This is a genomic window from Paenibacillus sp. FSL P4-0338 (genome assembly GCF_038002365.1).
Taxonomy (GTDB): Bacteria; Bacillota; Bacilli; order Paenibacillales; family Paenibacillaceae; genus Paenibacillus_AQ.
The window spans coordinates 3573472-3592453 of sequence record NZ_JBBOCG010000001.1; the positions used below are offsets into that span (position 1 = coordinate 3573472).

Consider the following 18982-nt stretch of genomic DNA (forward strand, 5'->3'; position numbering starts at 1 on the left):
TGTATTTCATGTATTACAACACCTTAAGCAGCTCACGCACAAAAGCGGGCTCATCCTTGGGTGTGCGTGAAGTAATGTAATTGCCGTCTATGACGACCTCTTCATCCTTGAACTCCGCGCCGGCATTGATCAGATCATCCTTCAGCGGCGGGTAGGCAGTAAGGGTGCGGCCTTGCAGCAGTTCAGCGCTGATCAGAATCTGCGGGCCGTGGCAGATGGCGGCAATCGGCTTGCCTGCACGGTCAGCATCCTTCACGAATTGCAGAATATCCGGGTCAAGACGAAGATTCTCCGGCGAAGATCCGCCTGGAATGACTATCGCATCATACTCTTCGGCTGTGACCTCGCTGACCGCTTTATCGGAGGCATAGGATGCGCTTCCTTGTTTGCCGAGCAGGGTCTCATTTTTCTTCAGACCGATGATTTCTGCCAGATGTCCTGCCTGTAAAACTTCTTCGTAAGGAACCTTCATTTCAGAATCTTCAAAGTCATTGGCGAGCAGAAAAGCTACTTTACTCATGAGATCCATATCTCCTCTCTAAGCTGCTGTCGTCTCGTCAATCTATTACCCTCATTCCCACGCTTTATAACGAAGCCTAAGCAGTTCCCGTAAATTCTGTTCCGTACCTACTGCCACCGCGCCAAGTGGAAACGGCTTTGCCGTCCTTTAAAAGGACGGTGCCGTTTCAGCGAGAAAAAAGAAGGATAATTTATAGCGTGAAACATATACATTCTTATATTTTCAAAAAATACCACTCCGCGCCTGCCTTCTCTGCGGTCAGGTACGCGGCAAAAGACCGCGGCCTCTGCGCTGAAGCCCCTGCGGCTCCTTCGGGTCTCCGGCTTCCTTGGCTGTCGCTGAAGCTTCGGCCATCGACCCGGCCACATGGGCCTGAATCGTGTTCCACATCCATGCTTTTGGTGCTTGTCTCATTCTGCTTGCTCCCCGCACTTGTGAATAATGATGCATCATTCATAGTCTATCCAGTCAGAGCTGCTGCTATCCGGCCCTGGTTAACTCGAAGCAAAAAGACCCCACCATGTGGAGTCCCGTGATATATCTTATCAAGTGGAAACGGCTTTGCCGTCCTTTTAAAGGACGGTACCGTTTCGGCGAGAAATAGAAGGATAAATTATCGTGTGAAACCTATAAATTCTAGAGTAAAGGGCTGGTGCAACCCAGCCCCTCCTCATCAAACCGTACGTGAGGTTTTCCCTCATACGGCTTTCCGATGTTTGTCATTCATCGGCATGCAGATTACAATAGCGTTTTTAGTCCATATTGGATGGTCAAATATCTAACTTCTGACCGGGATCTCATCCATCTTCCTCGTTGTCTCTTCTTCGCATACCACCGGGTAAATCGTTGCAGAATATACCAATCCAGTTTTGCTAACCTCTTTTGGCTGTACTTTGTGTAATAGTAGTTTCTCCATCCTTGAATCTTGGGATTGAGCCATTCCACGTGTTCCGCAAACGATTTCGAACGCATGCTGGGCGGTGCTAATCTTTCTTTAACCACGCCTCGAATTCGTTCCTCCGCCTTCTTCGTTAGCCACTGCTGCGTGGTGTAATACACCTTGCCTTGGGATGTTTCTGCCTTCTTTTTCCGGTGGTGCATTCCTAAGAAGTCGAATCCTTCGTCTCCTGTCCATAAGCCGACAATACGGGTTTTGGTTGGGTGTAGCGTCAGCTCCAGACGTTCCATGATTCTGCGTATGAGTTCATACGCATGTCCGGCGTCCTTTTTAGTTTTACAGACCACCACAAGATCGTCTGCATACCTCGTGAGTTCACCTACTCCTTTCCCGTGTTTTTCCCACAGTCGGTCAAAATAGTTCAGATAGATGTTCGCCAAAAGTGGTGAGATCACTCCACCTTGTGGTGTGCCTAAATCGGAACGTCTTACGTTTCCTTCTTCCATGACTCCCGCCTGAAGCCACTTCCGGATTAACTTCAGGATTCGTCTGTCATTGATACGCATTTGTACCAATTTCATCAGTTTCTCCTGGTTAATATTGTCGAAGTAACCTTGGATGTCGACGTCGACTACCCAATTTCCTTTGCGGTTGCAGGCTTTCCGGATTCGATCCAGTGCTCCTTTCGCACTTCGCTTCGGGCGAAATCCGAAGGATACTTCTTCGAAATCCGCTTCGAAGATCGGTTCAATGACGAGTTTGGTTGCCATCTGCACCACTCGGTCGCGCACGCTGGGTATGCCCAGCGGTCTTGGTTTCCCGTCTTTCTTTGGGATATAGTGCCGCCGTACGGGCTGTGGGTGGTAGTTACCATCCTTTAATGCTCGCTCGCAGTCTTTGAGAAATTGCACTTCTCCTTGTTTCTCAATATCCGCGAGCGTCACCGTATCTACTCCGGCAGCCCCCTTGTTCGCTTTCACCCGTTTCCAGGCTTCACTCAGCACATCCCAGCGGTAGACTTTGTCGTACAGTGCATGGAATTTACGCTTGTTGTTCTCCTTGGCCGCATGACCTAGCTTTTCTTGGAGTTCTTGAACTTTTTCCTTAGGTGTCGTTAGCCTACTGGCATTCACTCACTCGTACCTCCTCCAAAAGCATAAACAAAGCAGGGCTCCTTCTCTCCCTAAGGTTATGTTGTCCTTAGGTTCCTCGGTACTATGAGCCCCTCGGACTCCCTTCCCACAGACGGTTCATTTCATCTTTTGGACTTATAGAGCGTCTTTTTACGGGTTTCTAAAAAAAAAATCCTCCCGTGTGGGGGAGGGTCTCCCCAGTTCACTATGTCTTCTTTCCTTCCATGCCGATCCCCATACGCCGGAGGATTCTTCACTGCCGTTCCAAGTTCTCTGCAGCTTCCATGGTCTTCACCCATATAAGCGAGGTTCGACTTCCTCTCTTCCCCCTTGCGGGGCCTTTATGACGACGCGGCAGGATTCACTTCATGTTACGGCCTGGCGGGTTGCTCGCCCTGTCTCTGACCGGACTTTTGTCGATGCGCTTCTACGCACGGATTTCGCCGTACGCAGGCATCCTAGCTACACGGGGGCTTGGCCCCTCCCGTGACCGGACTTTCACCGGTTAGAAGATACGCGCTTTCTGGGCACGCCTTATATTTACAGTTAAGGCGGCGTCTGCCGCCTCCATTCCTAACCCTTGCTGTCCAACAGCAGCGTAACCGGTCCCCAGTTGGTCAGGGCGACATCCATCATCGCTCCGAACACGCCGGTCTCTACCTGCAGCCCTCCGGCACGCAGCTCCTGATTGAAGTAGTCGTAGAGGCGCTCTGCCTCAGCCGGAGCCGCTGCCGCCATGAAGTTGGGGCGTCTGCCCTTGCGGCAGTCCCCGTACAGCGTGAACTGGGAGACGGACAGAATGGCCCCGCCGGCCTCCGTCACACTATGGTTCATTTTACCGGCCGCATCCTCAAAAATCCGCAGTCCGGCAACCTTGTCCGCCAAATACTTGGCATCCTTCTCCGTATCCTCATGGGTTACGCCGACCAGCAGCAGCAAGCCCTCTCCAATCGCTCCGGTCACTGCTCCGTCCACCGTCACACTGGAGTTCTTGCAGCGCTGCACAACTACTCTCATCTCATTCTTCAGCTCCTTGCCTTACTACCTCTATTGCATAATGCGGTTAACGGTATAGACATCCTTGACCCGCTTCACTTTGTCGACCACAGACTGCAGGTGATCGGTATTGCGGATCAGAATCGTCATATGGATCATCGCCATTTTGTTCTTGTCGGAGCGCCCGGTGACCGCTGAAATATTGGTTTTGCTCTCCGATACTGCCTGCAGCACTTCATTCAGCAGCCCGTTGCGGTCGTGGCCGGTAATCTCAATATCAACGCTGTAATTAGCCTCCATACTGCCTTCCCACTCTACTTCGATCACGCGGGCTGCTTCCTCCCCGTCCATCTCGTTCGGAATGTTCGGACAATCCTCACGGTGTACCGATACGCCCCGTCCACGGGTCACGTATCCGATAATATCGTCGCCCGGCACAGGATTACAACATCGCGCGAAGCGCACAAGCAGATTATCAATCCCCTTGACACGTACCCCGTTGGTCGGCTGGTTGCGCTTCTCTCCGCTGGATTTGATCGCCTTCATCTCGGAGGTAAGCTCCAGATGGCCTGCGGCCTCCTCCTGGTCCTTACGCAGCTTCTCGGTCAGCTTGGAAGCGATCTGAGCGGCGGTAATCCCGCCAAAGCCGACCGCCGACAGCATATCCTCCACATCATTGAAGGCGAACTTCTTCGCAGCCTCCGACAATTTGTCCTCTGTCAGCCAGTCAGAGACCTCCACGTTCAGACGCTTCAGCTCACGTTCAATGGCCTCCCGGCCCTTCTCCACGTTCTCTTCGCGCTTCTCCTTCTTGAACCACTGCTTGATCTTGCTCCGCGCATGCGAGGACTGTGCAATCTTCAGCCAATCGCGGCTCGGACCGTATGAATTCTTCGAGGTCAGAATCTCCACGATATCTCCGGTCTTCAGCTTATGGTCAAGCGGAACAATACGCCCGTTCACCTTGGAGCCGATCGTCCGGTTCCCCACCTCGGTATGAATGCGGAACGCGAAATCCAGCGGCACCGAGCCGGCAGGCAGCTCTACTACCTCACCCTTAGGCGTGAATACGAAGACCAGATCGGAGAAAAAGTCCATTTTGAGCGATTCCACGAACTCTTCGGCATCCTTGGCTTCATGCTGCAGCTCCAGAATCTCGCGGAAGAACGGCATCCGGTTCTCCGGATTGACGTTGTTGCTGCTGCCTTCCTTATACGCCCAGTGGGCAGCGATCCCGAATTCGGCCGTGCGGTGCATCTCCCAGGTGCGGATCTGGACCTCCGTCGGCTCTCCTCCCGGACCAACTACGGTTGTATGCAAAGACTGATACATGTTCGCCTTGGGCATAGCAATATAGTCCTTGAAACGGCCAGGCATCGGCTTCCAAAGCGTATGAATAATACCCAAAGTGGCATAACAATCCTTAATATTGTCGACGATAATGCGGATAGCCAGCAGATCATAGATTTCGTTGAACTGCTTGTTCTTCGTGTTCATCTTGTTATAGACACTGTAGATATGCTTCGGGCGTCCCGAGAGATCGCCTTCGATGCCCATTTCATCCAGCTTGGCACGGATGCGGCCGATGACACTGTCAATGAACTGCTCGCGTTCTGCCCGTTTCTTGTGTACAAGATTCGCAATCCGGTAATACTGCTGCGGATTCAGGTAACGGAGCGCAATATCCTCCATCTCCCACTTGATCGCAGAGATCCCCAGCCGGTCCGCAATGGGACAAAAGATCTCCAGCGTCTCATAAGAAATCCGGCGCTGACTCTCTTCGGACTGGTATTTGAGCGTACGCATATTATGCAGACGGTCCGCCAGCTTAATCACGATCACACGGATATCCTGGGCCATAGCGATGAACATCTTGCGGTAGTTCTCGTTCTGCTGCTCCTCCTTGGAGCGGAAGCGGATGCGTTCCAGCTTGGTCAGGCCGTCCACCAGCATTGCGCAGGTATCGCCAAATTTCGTGCGGATCTGCTCCAGGGACACCGTCGTATCTTCCACAACATCATGCAGCAGCGCAGCAATAATGGATATGACATCCATTTGCATATTTACGACAATATCTGCGACCGCTAGCGGATGCAGAATGTATGGCTCCCCCGACTTCCGGACCTGCCCGTGATGAGCCTGATCAGCGAATTCATAAGCTTCACGGATGCGGAGAAGATCTTTTTCTTTTATATAGGCGCCAGCCTTTTCGGTTAATTGCTCTATGCCCATTCTCGTCGTATCCGTTTCCCTTCTATAATAAAATGAACCTGCAAGCATGCAGAATTTGCAGGTTCCATACGTTCCCGGCTGCATTACGCTCAGGTTAAAGTTGTCTATAATTATGACGCTTACGAGGGATTCCGTCAACACTTGCCATAGCGTGGTATTCTTGTCAGGGAAAGGGTCAAGAAAAGACAATTTTGTGGCACGGGTAAAAATGTTGTTGTAAAAAACCGCTGTTCTATTTAATCTAGTAAAGGCGGTTTTTTATAAAGATAAGAATTGTCAAATCAAATTAGATCAGAAAGAGAAGTGAACTCCATTGCAACGCGAAATTCAAATTAACGAAAGACTCCCTTGGGGCCCGGGCTTCCTCCTGAGTCTTCAGCATCTGTTCGCCATGTTCGGCAGCACCGTGCTTGTTCCCAACCTGTTCGGGGTAGATCCCGGCATGATCCTGCTGATGAACGGTATCGGCACCTTGCTATACATTCTGATCTGCCGCGGCAAAATCCCCGCCTATTTGGGTTCAAGCTTTGCCTTCATCTCTCCGGTACTGCTTGTGCTGAAAGAGCATGCCGGCGATCATGAGCGCGGATATTCGCTTGCACTGGGCGCTTTTATCGTGACTGGTGTTATATTCATTCTTGTGGCCTTAATTGTACGTTATGCTGGTACCGGCTGGATTGATATTGTATTCCCTCCTGCAGTCATGGGAGCGATAGTTGCCACGATCGGACTGGAGCTTGTGCCTGTAGCCGCACGGATGGCCGGACTGATTGCTCCTGATGGTGTGGCCACCGCCGACTGGACGCCTGACGGCAAAGCGATTTCCCTGTCGCTCGTCACGCTTGGTGTTACCGTGCTCGGCTCCGTGCTGTTCCGCGGCTTCCCCAAAATCATTCATATCCTCATCGGTATTGTTACCGGTTATGTACTCGCTTATATCTTGGGTGAGGTGAATACCGGTGCCATCTCTCAAGCAAGCTTCCTCTCGCATCCCACGATCATCACCCCATCCTTCAATTGGCAGGTCATTCTGACTATTATTCCTGTATCACTTGTGGTCATTGTAGAGCATATCGGCCATTTGCTGGTTACCAGCAATATTGTCGGCAAGGACCTCACCAAGGACCCGGGACTGGACCGCTCATTGATGGGTAACGGGATATCAACTGTTCTCTCCGGGTTCCTGGGATCTACGCCTAATACCACTTATGGTGAGAATATCGGCGTAATGGCTCTGACCAAGGTGTACTCGGTATATGTTATCGCGGGAGCTGCTGTAATCGCCATTGTGTTGTCGTTCTCCGGAACGTTCTCCTCGGTTATTGCCAACATTCCGCTGCCGGTCATGGGCGGTGTATCCCTGCTGCTGTTCGGGGTTATTGCGGCGTCAGGCCTGCGTATCTTCGTGGAACAGAAAGTCGATTTCTCCAAAGCCACCAACATGATTCTTGCTACGCTCGTCCTGGTTGTCGGCATCAGCGGCATCTCGCTGAAGCTCGGCGGTGTAGAGCTGAAAGGGATGGCACTGGCGACTATCGTCGGTATGGTCCTTGCCCTGCTCTTCAAGCTGATCGAGGTACTGGGCCTGTCCAATGAACAGGAAGCTGACAAATCGGCACATTAAGTACCTCTCAACTGTTATTGTCCACCCAATTCAACCTATAACAAGTGGAAACGGCCTTGCCGTCCTTTTAATGGACGATACCGTTTCAGCGAGAAATAGAAGGATAATTTATCGTGTGCAACATATAAATGCTTATATTTCAAAAAAAGCGGACTGCTGTCTTCATTCGACAGCAGTCCGCTTTATATTTCCCGGGAAAAGTTGCCGGGTACAAGGATTAATCCTCGTAAGTCAACAAGGTAACAACTTCAATATCCGTCAGCTTGTCCCGTCCGGACAGGGCTGTCAATTCGATCAGGAATGCAGCGCCGACCACCTGGCCGCCAAGCTGCTCTACCAGGTTAACAGAAGTAGCAATTGTACCGCCTGTAGCCAGCAGATCATCCGCAATCAGCACCTTCTGGCCGGGCTTGATCGCATCGGTATGCACAGCGAGGGTATCCTTGCCGTATTCCAGATCATAGCCTACTTCGATTGTCTCATAAGGGAGCTTGCCGCTTTTGCGGATAGGCACGAAGCCTACCCCGAGCGCGTAAGCCAGTGGTGCGCCTACTACAAAGCCGCGCGCCTCCGGTCCGGCAATGACGTCGATCTCCAGGTGGGCCACCAGAGCCTTAAGCTCATCGATGGCTGCACGGTACGCAGCGCCGTCCTTGAGCAGTGTAGTAATATCTTTGAAGCTGATTCCCGCCTGGGGGAAATCCGGAATTACGCGAATATTGTCTTTGAAATCCAACATCATCATCTCCTAAAAGTAAGCGGGAATCACCCCGCTGAAGTTACTTGAACCAATGACCGTGACAGCATAAACTCCTGCAATTCACTGCGGCTGCCTTCCATGAAATACTGCTCCATCTCCGCCGTCTTGCCCAGTCTGACGAAATGCTCTGATGAGCTCAGACTCTTGGCGGCAGGCTGCGGGACAAAGGTGATTGTGCCGCCGCTGCGCTCAATGAAGTCAAGCTCATCGAACACATCCAGCATTCTGCTCACCATACGCACACCAAGCGCCGACTGGCGGCTAAGCCGCAGCAGCACTTCATGCTCAGGAGTTGGAGATGCAGCGATTGCGGCGATCCATTTATATAACGATTTGAAATGATCACGGGTCGGCACCTGCAGCCGGTCACGCCCGTCACGGATCGAATGCAGCAGGGCAATGTTCTCCGCCCGGGGAAAAGCAGTGAACAGCGCTTCCAGCTGTTCCGGGGACTCGGGCATATCCAGCACACAGAGCAGCGACAGTCCCTCTTCATCATGCGCGCCTTCCGGCTCATGTACAGCAGAGATCCCGGCAGACTCATCGTATACCCAGAGGGACATGCCCTTAAGATCACGCAGCGGCGTCGTCCGGCTGTTCTGGAAGACCGCAGCACTCCGGCCCGGATTGCTGCCGCTATAGGTGCGGAGCAGCTCCTGAATATGCGCTGCCTGCTTGACAGCATCAGCTGCGCCGCGCAGATCGAACAGCTGCGCCTTCGGCACCGCCAGATCCTGCAGCATCAGCTGGGGCTTGCGCGAGCCGTTCCATTCATTGACGGACAGCTCTGCCAATACATCCACGACTGTTCCGTCCGGAAGCAGCTCTGCCAGCGGACCCTTGCCGAAGGCTACAGCTTCAATCGTCAGCTTGTCCTGCTGGAGCACAAGCTTCAGGTGCTTGCCCTCCTGGCCCATCTTCCGGGTCTCCTTCACAACCGCTTCGCGCAGAATGAATCTCGGCAGCGGATTGGCCATGCCAAACGGGGCAAGCCGCTCCAGCTCCAGCGCAGCCTGGAGGGTCAGATCGGCAATGGAGACCTCGCCGTCCGCAGCTGTAACAGCTACGAAGTCCTCCGGTTTCAGAATAGACGCAGCATAGCTGTTCAGCGCCGCATCGAAGGCTTCCAGCTTATCCTGCGGCAGACTCATCCCCGCCGCAGCCGGATGTCCTCCGAAGTGGTCCATCAGTCCGGCGCATGAGGATAAGGCTGCATAGATATCCAGGCCCGGAATAGAGCGGGCAGAGCCCTTGCACATCCCGGTCTCCGGATGAATGTCCAGAATAATGACCGGACGGTAATACCGCTCCAGCAGCTTGGAGGCCACAATGCCGACTACGCCGACATTCCAGCCCTGGTCCGCCAGCACAATAATATCCGGCAGTCCGCTCCGGCTGATTCTCTCCTCCAGCTTGGCGGTGGCTTCAGTGACAATTCGCTCCACAACCAGCTGGCGTTCCTTGTTCAGCAGATCCAGCTCACCGGCAAATTGCTCAGCTTCTGCCGAATCTTCCGTGGTCAGCAGTGTAACCGCCCGGCCAGCATGATCCAGTCTTCCGCTGGCATTAATACGCGGAGCCATCCCGAAGGCGATATTCACCGCACTGACGGTGTTCATCGCAATACCGCTCACCGAGAGCAGCGCTCGGATGCCCGGGAAGGATGAATTCCGCATGCTGCTGAGGCCTCTGCGCACCAGACTGCGGTTCTCGCCCAGCAGCGGCATCAGGTCAGCTACGGTGCCGATGGCGGCAATCTCACACCATTCCTCCGGCACTTCGCTGCCCAGGAGCGCTTCAGCCAGTTTGTAAGCCACCCCCACTCCGGCCAGACCCTTGAACGGATACGGGCAGTCCGGCAGCTTCGGGTTAATCAGGGCATACGCCTCCGGCAGCAGCTCCGGCGGCTCATGATGGTCCGTGACAATAACATCAATGCCCAGCTCCGAGGCATAGGCAATCTGATGATAGGCACTGATACCAGTATCAACCGTAATGACGAGAGATACACCCTGCTGGACCGCCCAGTCCAGCGCATGATTATGCAGTCCATAGCCTTCATTGGACCGATGGGGAATATAAATGTCAAAGGAGGCGCCGAGATGACGCAGCAGGTAGATCATCAGCGCTGTGCTGGATACCCCGTCTGCGTCATAATCACCGTACACCAGAATATGCTCTTCCTCCTGCAGTGCCTTCTGTATCCGTGGCACCGCTTCAGCCATTCCTTTGAGCAGGAATGGATCATGTCTATCTTCCGCTCCTGAATCCATGAATACGCGCGCCTTGTCAGCGGTATCCATACCTCTTTGCACCAGCAGTGAAGAAAGGAGCGGAGAAATAGAAAGGCTCCGGGCCAGTTCCTGAATACGCTCGGAATCGGCTGCCGGAGATTGCCAGCTTGTTTTTGAATGAAGCAATACAGCTCACCTTTCTCTCACCTTGCAGACTACTGAAGCAGCGTGGGAATATCGTTGTCCACGAGCTCGTGATTGCTTTTATAAGGATAACCCGGATCATACGGCACAACATCCATATGAACCTCACCAACATGAACGAACCGGTGCTGAAGCAGCTTCCTTGCACATTCCGAAATATCCTGTGCTTCCATCACGCTGATCCGCGGATTCACACTAATCTTTACATGCAGATTCACATAGTCGCCTTCCTCCAGCGCCCGGAGCTGCTCCACCCGGATGACTCCGTGTACCCGCTGAACCGTCTCGATGAAGCTGGCTGCTTCCTCGGAAGGAAGCTCCTGAATCTTCTTGCTGTACACAGAGGAAGCAATTAATGAATAGCCTTTGCGGAGAATCAGACATCCGGTCAGCAGAGCTGCAATGGGGTCCATGTAGAGCAGAGGATGCCAGTTCAAGTATCCTCCAGTTATGGCCAGGGCAATTCCGATAAATACAGTTATAGACGTATAGAGGCTGAACCGGTGGCTATCGGCATAAGCTGCATGACTGCCGTCACCCTTTTTTTTGAAATAACGGTACTGGTATTGAAATACCGCCTCTTTGAACACAATGCACAGCAGGACAGCAACAAGCGCTGACTCCTCCGGTGCCGACAGATGTCCCCTTGTCAAATCACGGATAGCCGAGAAAGCAACCTGCAGCCCGCCCATAATAATCAGCACAGAGAAAAGAATAGCCGCCATGGGCTCCTTGCTTCCTTGTACAGTGCGGCCACGTTCGGCTGCGCCTGCAGTCTTGTGACTCTGCTTCAGGTTCCACGGAATCACCCCCGCCAGTCTGGCAGCGGCATCTGCTCCCGAATAAATTGCATCCCCCAACAATGCTTTGCTGCCTGACAGATAACCGATACTTCCCTTGGCTACAGCAAGCAGAACATCACTAAGGATTCCGGTCCAGGCAACAGTTTGTTTCCGGGGTAATGGTTTGTCATTCATAACGAGGCCCTCCTTACCACTAGCAGGTAAACTCATGATGATGAAATCAAGCAAGACGCCCTAACCCGAAGATTCCGAAAAGCCGCGTCGCTACAGACGCGGCTTACAGAACAAGCGGGTGTTAGACTTTGGCCGGGGTCTTAGCCGGCTTCTGGCGCTTCTTCAGGAGCAGCCAGAGCGGACTTGCGATGAAGATCGATGAATAGGCTCCGAAGAGCAGACCGATAACCATGGCCAGCGAGAACATGCGGATCGACTCGCCGCCCATAATCAGCAGGAAGAACGCGGCGATAAATACGGTGAAGGCTGTATAAAGAGAACGCATGAGTGTCTGCATTACACTTTTGTTAACCAGGTGCTTCAGGTCCTCATACGACTTCTGTTTACCGAAGCGCAGATTCTCGCGTATCCGGTCAAAGATAACGATCGTATCGTTAATCGAGTAACCGATAATGGTCAGCACCGCGACAATGAAGGTAATGTCAACCTCCAGACGGAAGATCGAGAAGATCGCCACTACCATGAATGCGTCATGGAGCAGCGCCACAATGGAAGCCAACGCGAAACGCCATTCAAACCGGATACTAACATAAATGATAATCCCGATACTGGCAAGCAGCACAGAATAAATCGCATTCCGGGCCAGCTCCTTGGCCATTTCGGTATCTACGGTGTTGATCTCAAAAGACGCCTTCTCATCAATCTTGTTGATTGACTTCTTGAGGGTCTCGCTCTGTGTATCACTCAGCTCTTGATCATAACGGATGTTGACCCGCTTGTCGCCGATGGTAATCGTCGGCTCATGCCCAATGCCTGCATCCTTTAGAGCCGGCTGAAGCTCAGCCAGCGTGACACTCTTCGAGAGCGACACGTCCACATTGGAACCAGCCTTGAAGTCAACGCTGTAATTCAGGCCGAAGGTCGCCAGAAAGATCAGACCAGCTACAGTAATGGCGATCGAGAAGATATAGAAAAATTTACTTAAATGTACGAAGTCAAGCTCTTTCTTAAAGCGCACTGATGTCACTCTCCTTTACCCCAAATTGCTTCGGCTTCTTGAGTGCGCCGGCTTTAACCAGCACAGTCAGCATCCAGTGGGCAAAATAAAGGTTTGTTACGATACTTAGTACAATTTCCACGATCAGAATCAGTGCGAAGCCTTTGACCGCACCAGTACCGAAGGCGAACATGACAGCCGCTACGATAATAGTGGTTACATTCGCATCCATAACTGTACGGAAGGAGGTCTTGTTCCCTGCTTTGACGGAAGACATAATGCCCTTCCCGCTGCGCATCTCTTCCCTGATCCGTTCATTGGTAATGATATTGGCATCGACGGCCATCCCTATACCGAGAATGAACGCGGCGATCCCAGGAAGGGTCAGCGTAAAGTCCGCCAGGACAAATACCAGAATCAGCAGCCAGGTGTGCAGGATCAGCGCGAAGCTGGCCAGTACGCCCGGAAGACGGTACATAAGCAGCATGAAGATCAAAATAATTACAGAACCGACAATACCGGCTCTGACAGTCTCATCCAGGGATTGCTTACCCAGTGTAGCCCCTACGCTCTGGGAATATTTCTCTGTCAGCTTCAGCGGTAACGCACCGAGGTTGATCGTATCGGCAATCTCACGGGCTTCATCCAGTGTATATCCCCCGGAGATCGAAGCCTTACCATCGGTCAGCACAGCTCGTACCGTCGGAGGCGCAGATAACAGGTTCTCATCCAGATAGATAGCAAGTTCCTTACCCAGCAGACGCTCGGTAATCTCTGCGAATTTCTTCTTGTCTTTGATCGAGATGCTGATTTCGGGACGGTTCAGACTGTCGCGTTGAACCTCTGCCGCACCTTCCACGAAGTCACTGCCTACAAGCTCAATCTTACTGAATACTCCGGGAGCATCCCCTTCCTTGGCACTGCGGAAGGTGAGAACTGCGGGTTCTTTCATTTTCTTGCGGACCTCTGCTTCGTCGGTAACACCTGCGATCTTCAGACGGATGCGGTCTGTACCTTCGGTGGTCACCTCAGGCTCGCTGGTTCCGAGTGCATTCGCCCGCTTCTCCAGGCTCTCTGCAGTCTTCTGCAGCGAAGCGCGGGTCAGAGTTCCTCCCGTATCCATTGGCTCGGCGTGGTACAGAATTTCGAATCCGCCCTTAAGGTCAAGACCCAGACGGACTCTGTCCAGCAGCCCGGGAGTAGTAAATACCATGACGCCGGTTAGAACGACCACGGTAATGATAAAGCTCATCATTCTCTTCATGCTCTAGCTAGTTCCCCTTTCATTACTTCAATATTCCTATTATAGCTACGTGCGAAATGACCGTCAATTCATAAGGAATGACGGTGTCTTGATTCACACAAAGAAACGGCAGGTTCTGCTGCACAGCGAGGATACCTCCGTTTGATAGGACAAGTCTGAACACTCTGTACTTACTTTACTGCTTCGCGTACCCGTTTGCAAAAGAAAATCGTTCCTTTTGACAAATCCCCCCGTTAATTCAATCCCCGGTAGGCCGCCAAGGTCAGATAAGTCATATAACTGCCTGACTTGAGCGAATAGATGTCATTGACCAGCCTGTGCAGGGGAGGTCTTCCCTCCTTGGCATAATTGCGGCTGATACAATCCCAAATATCCTTACCGGTCACATATTCATAGCCGAGGAGCCGGAATTCCTCCGCTTTGCTGATGCACATGGCTTCGATATCTTCACTAAGCTCGTCATATCTCCATTGTTCCGATTCCACGTGCAGGCACCTCCAAAGATTCCTCAATTACGTATGCTCAGTGCTACGTATTCGACCCTGCGCTCATACTTTCCTGCTTTCAGTCAAAAAACTTGTCTATGGAATGCTTGTCATGGAGTAGGCCTGTACTGGCATATCCTTATACAAGCCTGGCTTGATTATGGCGGTAATTCACCTGCAGTTTCATCTCATATGTAGGAAGAAGGAGTGCCCTGTGAGGAAACAGACCTTTATACAAGGAACGATCATCCTGCTGCTCGCCGGTATCATTAACCGGATGCTTGGCTTCATTCCCCGGATTGCCCTGCCCCGGATCATCGGTGCTGAGGGGGTGGGTCTGTATCAGCTCGGATACCCGTTTTTCATTGTGCTAATTACGGTAATTACGGGCGGAATCCCGCTGGCCATTGCCAAGCTGGTGGCGGAAGCCGAAGGGGAGAACCGCCCGGAGCAGTCGCGCAAAATCCTGCAAACCGGCCTTGCCCTCAGCCTGTCGCTGGGCATTGTGTTCACCTTCGTCGCCCTGTTCACCGCCTCCTGGGTATCCAGCGTTCTTCTGACGGACCAGCGTGTCTATTATACGTTCGTCAGCATGACCCCCATGATCGCCATCGTCGCCGTCTCATCCATCTACCGGGGATACTTTCAAGGCAGGCAGAACATGATTCCCTCGGCCTTCTCCTCCGTGCTGGAATCGGTCATCCGGATCTTCTTCATGCTGTGGTTCTCCTGGATGCTGCTGCCGAAGGGCATCGCCTTTGCGGCTGCGGGTGCCATGCTTGGCGTGACTGTGGGGGAGATCGCCGGAATGCTGGCCCTGCTGGGGCAATATTATTTTAACGACAAAAAAGACAGGTCTGAACCCCCGCCTTCCGTGGATGTAACTAATCAAGGTACACAGGGCAGTGCCGGACACGAGCCCGATCATACAACTACACCTGTCTTTAAGCGTCTAATCGGCATTTCAATACCGGTAACGGCCGGTCGACTGATCGGCTCATTCTCTTACCTTCTGGAATCCATCATTACCGTGCGCAGCCTCGCGCTTGCCGGAATCGCGGCTGCGGCCGCAACCGCACAATATGGTTCCTTGCAGGGAATGGTGATTCCGCTGCTGCTGCTGCCGGGTGTACTCAGCTCCTCGCTGGCCGTATCCCTCGTTCCTTCCTTATCCGAGGCGGCCGCCCGCAACGATCTGCCCACGATTCATAAAAGAATGCACCAAGCCCTGCGGCTCGCCATGGTGACCGGTGCCCCATTTGCTGCGGTTATGTATATTCTTGCCGTACCTCTCTGCACATTAATGTACGGCAATGCCGCGGATACTGCCCCTATGCTTAGGATGATGGCCCCATTCGCTGTGTTTCTATATGTCCAGGCCCCACTGCAGGCGGCCCTCCAGGCCATGGACCGTCCGGGCAAGGCGCTGATTAATACGCTGATAGGAGCTATTGTCAAAATCCTGCTGATCCTCCTGCTGGCCTCCCGGCCCGAATACGGCATTCTGGGCGCCATCATCGCCATTATGGTTAACAGCTTACTTGTCACGCTTCTGCACGGCTACAGTGTAGTCAGGCTGACCGCAATGTCCCTCCGCTGGTCGGACCCGCTGAAAATCCTGGCCGCTACGGTCATCATGGCCGCCGGGATGTCGTATGTCTATACGTCTGTTCCAATCTCACAGTCGCAGTGGATACAATTTCTGGCCGCTGCTATTTGTGGCATGGCCATCTATCTAAGCATCTGCCTGTTATCCGGGCTGATCTCCAGGCGTGACCTGGAACGGGTGCCCTTTTTCAGACGCTGGCGCAGTTAGGTCTGCTTCCCCTTATCGGGACTGATCGGGGCAATGTAGAGCTCTCCTTTATGATCCACGGAGCACAGGAACACATCCCGGAAATCAGCGACACCCTTCTGCCGGATCTGGGTTCTAAGCCAGAACCGGTTCTTGCCGATCATCTCCAGATTGCTGTCCTGCACCTTACCGTCCATAATCAGCGGAATCGGCAGTCCTTCATAACGGATCTTATGCTTCGGGAGCTTCACGGAAGCAGAGTCACCGCCGGATGATTCAGCATCGCCGGAGTCCTTCTGGCTACCGCCGTTCTTCTCCTTCCGCTCTGCGCCGGAGCTGCTGTTGCCCGACTGATTGGATGAGGTGACTTTGGCATTCTTCTCAATCACCGTTAACTGCCCGCTTGTCTCCAGGATAGCGAACTCTACATCTGCCGGACTGACAATATTCTGCCCGCGGAGCTGCACCAGCAGATCATCAATATTATACCGCTGCCTGCGCATCTCGCCCCGGTGAATCTTCCCGTCCGAAATCAGGATGCTGGGTCTGCCATCCACCATCAGGCGCAGCTTCCGGCTCTTCAGACTGAGCTGTGCGACGATAACCTGAATCAGCACCAGTGTGGCCATAGGCACAACACCATCATAGATGGGGCGCTCGATATCCTCAATCACAAAGACACCGATCTCGGCAATCATGATGGAAATGGTCAGGTCAAATACAGACAGCTTGCCGATTTCACGTTTGCCCATGATGCGCATGCTCAGGAAAATGAAGATATACATCAGCACGGTCAGAAAGACATGGGTCGTAATATGCTGGAACATATTCTCTTCGCTCCCCTTCCGCTACTCCCCCATATAGGGGGATTAATGTACCCCTATTCTGACCTGACCGTAAGGGGAACATTCGGAAAGCTGCTGCTTAATTACTGGTAAAAGTCATACCGCCTATTCTTGTACTATTGGGGCAAGCCTCCCCATACAATAATTAGTATCCGGTTAACAAACTTTTAGGGGGTTTTACCATGTCTCTGATCAGGCGTCTATTCTCATGGAAAATATCTAGTCCGGTATTATCGGGTTTAATCCGCTCGTTCCTGTGGATGATGCTGGGTGCGTTCATCCTCTCCCTCCTGCTCTGGGGCAGCGGACTGCAGGAACAGGACCTCACTATGTACACCTACATTGTGCACGGCGTCGCTGCCGCATTCGGAGGCTTGACCGCAGGCAGCAGGGCCGTCCGCAGAGGCTGGTACCAAGGAGCACTCACAGGCATGTTATACGGACTGGCTGTGCTGCTGATCGGATTTCTGGCGCTTGACAGTTCGCCGGGGGGAATGGACTTCCTGTGGGTTCTGGCGGCCGCAGGCATTAGCGCACTCGGAGGAGTGTTTGGGGTTAATTTACAGAAATCCTAATTAATATAATTTTCGAAATTTGAAACCTTCCCTTGAAAATATGGTACACTACCTATGTCTGACTTCATATGAGCGATTATCAAGGAGGCTTCGAATGCTTTGCTGTATCAATCCATGAATCTTGTAGTTGTGTATACCGTTGCCATTGTTGTGATCTTAATCTGGATCGGCGCACGGCGCAATCCGCTGATGGCCTTAGTTGAAATCGGAAGAGAGCTGCTGAGGTCCTATAAATTCACACTCATTATTATAGGGATGTTCAGTATTCTTGCCCTGAATAAATATGAGCTGCAGATCGAAGAAAAGATGCGGCTGACCGCAGATTACACAGGTTTTATCTTCGGGCTGGAGGGGCATTTCGTCAGGATGGTTCAAGAGCTGTTCTACGCTCCCTGGCTGACACCGGTGATTGTCTTCTTCTATATCTTCATGCTGCAAGCCGTGCTGGCGGCCTCACTGGGGATCTATCTGCTGGACAAAAACCGTGTGATCCTCTATGCGACCTGCTACACCATTATTTTAACCTATGCTATCGCTATTCCGTTCTATCTGTACTTTCCGGTTAACGAGGTATGGTCCTATGCGCCTGCCGGGGTACGGTTCATCATGCTCGACGTTTTCCCGAAGTTTGAACAGGAATACCGGCCGCTATCCGGCCTCAATAACTGCTTCCCGAGCCTGCATACCGCCATCTCCGTTTCCATGGCTCTGCTCGCTTACCGTTCCGGCAACCGCCGCTGGATGGTGATTAGTACAATCTCAGCCGTTATTATCGTTTTTGGAATCTTCTATCTCGGCATTCACTGGCTGACCGACATGATTGGCGGCACCTTGCTGGCTGTGCTGTCCACGGCTATTGCCGTACCGCTTGCCAAGCTTACCCTGCGCAGCGGGGAACAGGGTTTGAGATTGCGGGGCCGGGTCACCAACACAAGGTAGTGCAATCATTTCCGCATATGAGGAGCATACAAGTGGAAACGGCTTTGCCGTCCTTTTAAAGGACGGTACCGTTTCAGCGAGAAATAGAAGGATAATTTATAGCGTAAAACATAAAAATACTTATATTTTAAAAAAATCGGCGTTTCTCCTAGGAGAAACGCCGATTTTTATGTAATTTGGTAGAGACCCTTACATCTTGTCTTCTACTTCCACAACCGAGTGACTGATCGAACCACGGTCAAACGTCAATCGGGTCACATCATTAACCCGCAGAATAACGATGTCATCCGAAATCTCCATGATCGTTCCGTGCAGACCGCCGATGGTAACTACCTTATCGCCCTTTTTCAGCGATTTGAGCATTCCGTTACGTGCCTTGGTCTTCTTCTGCTGCGGACGAATCAGCAGGAAGTAGAACACGACAAACATCAGTACAAAAGGACCTACAAGACCCAGAATACTGCCTCCGCCGCCTGAACCTGCTGCCATATAAAACTGTGACAT

The 18982-nt window shown here is 52.4% G+C and carries 17 protein-coding genes; 4 read left to right on the forward strand and 13 right to left on the reverse strand.

Translation table 11 applies throughout. The features are described 5' to 3' along the window. Positions 1-13: 13 nt before the first annotated feature. The 5 genes from MKZ07_RS15690 to MKZ07_RS15710 form a co-directional block, all read right to left on the reverse strand. The gene (locus MKZ07_RS15690; protein ID WP_341026467.1) at positions 14-520 is read right to left on the reverse strand and encodes a type 1 glutamine amidotransferase domain-containing protein; all 507 of its coding nucleotides are present in this window, start codon (positions 518-520) and stop codon (positions 14-16) included. Between the two features lie 258 nt (positions 521-778). Further along, on the reverse strand, positions 779-934 hold the full coding sequence (locus MKZ07_RS15695) for a hypothetical protein (protein WP_156949513.1): 156 nt from the start codon (positions 932-934) through the stop codon (positions 779-781). A 324-nt stretch (positions 935-1258) separates the two neighbouring features. Beyond that, positions 1259-2551 (reverse strand): group II intron reverse transcriptase/maturase, encoded by a 1293-nt coding sequence (gene ltrA, locus MKZ07_RS15700; RefSeq protein ID WP_036694821.1) that lies wholly within the window; start codon positions 2549-2551, stop codon positions 1259-1261. A gap of 573 nt (positions 2552-3124) precedes the next feature. Continuing rightward, the gene (gene dtd / locus MKZ07_RS15705) at positions 3125-3568 is read right to left on the reverse strand and encodes a D-aminoacyl-tRNA deacylase (protein ID WP_036690534.1); all 444 of its coding nucleotides are present in this window, start codon (positions 3566-3568) and stop codon (positions 3125-3127) included. 30 nt (positions 3569-3598) lie between these two features. Continuing rightward, positions 3599-5779 carry a RelA/SpoT family protein gene (locus MKZ07_RS15710; protein ID WP_036690535.1) on the reverse strand — a complete coding sequence of 727 codons (2181 nt, stop codon included), beginning with the start codon at positions 5777-5779 and terminating at the stop codon, positions 3599-3601. A 313-nt stretch (positions 5780-6092) separates the two neighbouring features. Here MKZ07_RS15710 and uraA point away from each other — a divergent pair, with 313 nt between their 5' ends. Continuing rightward, positions 6093-7403, forward strand: a complete 1311-nt coding sequence (uraA, locus tag MKZ07_RS15715) for a uracil permease (RefSeq protein WP_036690536.1) — start codon at positions 6093-6095, stop codon at positions 7401-7403. A gap of 217 nt (positions 7404-7620) precedes the next feature. On the opposite strand, the gene MKZ07_RS15720 is transcribed toward uraA, so the two are convergent. From MKZ07_RS15720 to MKZ07_RS15745, 6 genes are all read right to left on the reverse strand, one after another. Then, positions 7621-8139: an adenine phosphoribosyltransferase gene (locus tag MKZ07_RS15720; RefSeq protein ID WP_036690610.1), complete on the reverse strand. Its 519-nt coding sequence runs from the start codon at positions 8137-8139 to the stop codon at positions 7621-7623. 29 nt (positions 8140-8168) lie between these two features. Beyond that, positions 8169-10583: a single-stranded-DNA-specific exonuclease RecJ gene (recJ, locus tag MKZ07_RS15725; protein ID WP_036690537.1), complete on the reverse strand. Its 2415-nt coding sequence runs from the start codon at positions 10581-10583 to the stop codon at positions 8169-8171. A gap of 29 nt (positions 10584-10612) precedes the next feature. Then, on the reverse strand, positions 10613-11578 hold the full coding sequence (locus tag MKZ07_RS15730; RefSeq protein WP_036690538.1) for a cation diffusion facilitator family transporter: 966 nt from the start codon (positions 11576-11578) through the stop codon (positions 10613-10615). 121 nt (positions 11579-11699) lie between these two features. After that, positions 11700-12596, reverse strand: coding sequence for a protein translocase subunit SecF (secF, locus tag MKZ07_RS15735; RefSeq protein WP_036690539.1), 897 nt, complete (start codon positions 12594-12596; stop codon positions 11700-11702). Beyond that, positions 12586-13839, reverse strand: coding sequence for a protein translocase subunit SecD (gene secD, locus MKZ07_RS15740; protein WP_036690541.1), 1254 nt, complete (start codon positions 13837-13839; stop codon positions 12586-12588). The genes secF and secD overlap by 11 nt, the downstream gene beginning before the upstream one ends. A gap of 233 nt (positions 13840-14072) precedes the next feature. After that, complete coding sequence (locus MKZ07_RS15745; RefSeq protein ID WP_036690543.1) at positions 14073-14324, reverse strand: post-transcriptional regulator; 252 nt, start codon at positions 14322-14324, stop codon at positions 14073-14075. A gap of 214 nt (positions 14325-14538) precedes the next feature. On the opposite strand from MKZ07_RS15745, the gene spoVB reads away from it, so the two are divergent. After that, positions 14539-16140, forward strand: coding sequence for a stage V sporulation protein B (gene spoVB, locus MKZ07_RS15750; RefSeq protein ID WP_341026468.1), 1602 nt, complete (start codon positions 14539-14541; stop codon positions 16138-16140). On the opposite strand, the gene MKZ07_RS15755 is transcribed toward spoVB, so the two are convergent. Beyond that, positions 16137-16946 (reverse strand): DUF421 domain-containing protein, encoded by an 810-nt coding sequence (locus MKZ07_RS15755; RefSeq protein WP_341026470.1) that lies wholly within the window; start codon positions 16944-16946, stop codon positions 16137-16139. The two genes, spoVB and MKZ07_RS15755, sit on opposite strands and share 4 nt — an antisense overlap. A 200-nt stretch (positions 16947-17146) precedes the next feature. Here MKZ07_RS15755 and MKZ07_RS15760 point away from each other — a divergent pair, with 200 nt between their 5' ends. Both MKZ07_RS15760 and MKZ07_RS15765 read left to right on the forward strand, forming a co-directional pair. Continuing rightward, the gene (locus MKZ07_RS15760; RefSeq protein WP_036690548.1) at positions 17147-17539 is read left to right on the forward strand and encodes a TIGR04086 family membrane protein; all 393 of its coding nucleotides are present in this window, start codon (positions 17147-17149) and stop codon (positions 17537-17539) included. Between the two features lie 99 nt (positions 17540-17638). After that, a complete protein-coding gene (locus MKZ07_RS15765; RefSeq protein WP_341026472.1) occupies positions 17639-18478 on the forward strand; it encodes a phosphatase PAP2 family protein in 840 nt (279 codons plus the stop codon). A 189-nt stretch (positions 18479-18667) separates the two neighbouring features. On the opposite strand, the gene yajC is transcribed toward MKZ07_RS15765, so the two are convergent. Continuing rightward, positions 18668-18982: a preprotein translocase subunit YajC gene (gene yajC, locus MKZ07_RS15770; protein ID WP_036690550.1), complete on the reverse strand. Its 315-nt coding sequence runs from the start codon at positions 18980-18982 to the stop codon at positions 18668-18670.

Coding starts and splice junctions, on each gene's coding strand:
- MKZ07_RS15755 (WP_341026470.1), bottom strand. CDS start 16,946: ATGTTCCAGCATATTACGACCCATGTCTTTCTGACCGTGCTGATGTAT.
- secD (WP_036690541.1), bottom strand. CDS start 13,839: ATGAAGAGAATGATGAGCTTTATCATTACCGTGGTCGTTCTAACCGGC.
- MKZ07_RS15730 (WP_036690538.1), bottom strand. CDS start 11,578: ATGAATGACAAACCATTACCCCGGAAACAAACTGTTGCCTGGACCGGA.
- MKZ07_RS15695 (WP_156949513.1), bottom strand. CDS start 934: ATGAGACAAGCACCAAAAGCATGGATGTGGAACACGATTCAGGCCCAT.
- MKZ07_RS15760 (WP_036690548.1), top strand. CDS start 17,147: ATGTCTCTGATCAGGCGTCTATTCTCATGGAAAATATCTAGTCCGGTA.
- MKZ07_RS15690 (WP_341026467.1), bottom strand. CDS start 520: ATGAGTAAAGTAGCTTTTCTGCTCGCCAATGACTTTGAAGATTCTGAA.
- dtd (WP_036690534.1), bottom strand. CDS start 3,568: ATGAGAGTAGTTGTGCAGCGCTGCAAGAACTCCAGTGTGACGGTGGAC.
- yajC (WP_036690550.1), bottom strand. CDS start 18,982: ATGTCACAGTTTTATATGGCAGCAGGTTCAGGCGGCGGAGGCAGTATT.
- MKZ07_RS15710 (WP_036690535.1), bottom strand. CDS start 5,779: ATGGGCATAGAGCAATTAACCGAAAAGGCTGGCGCCTATATAAAAGAA.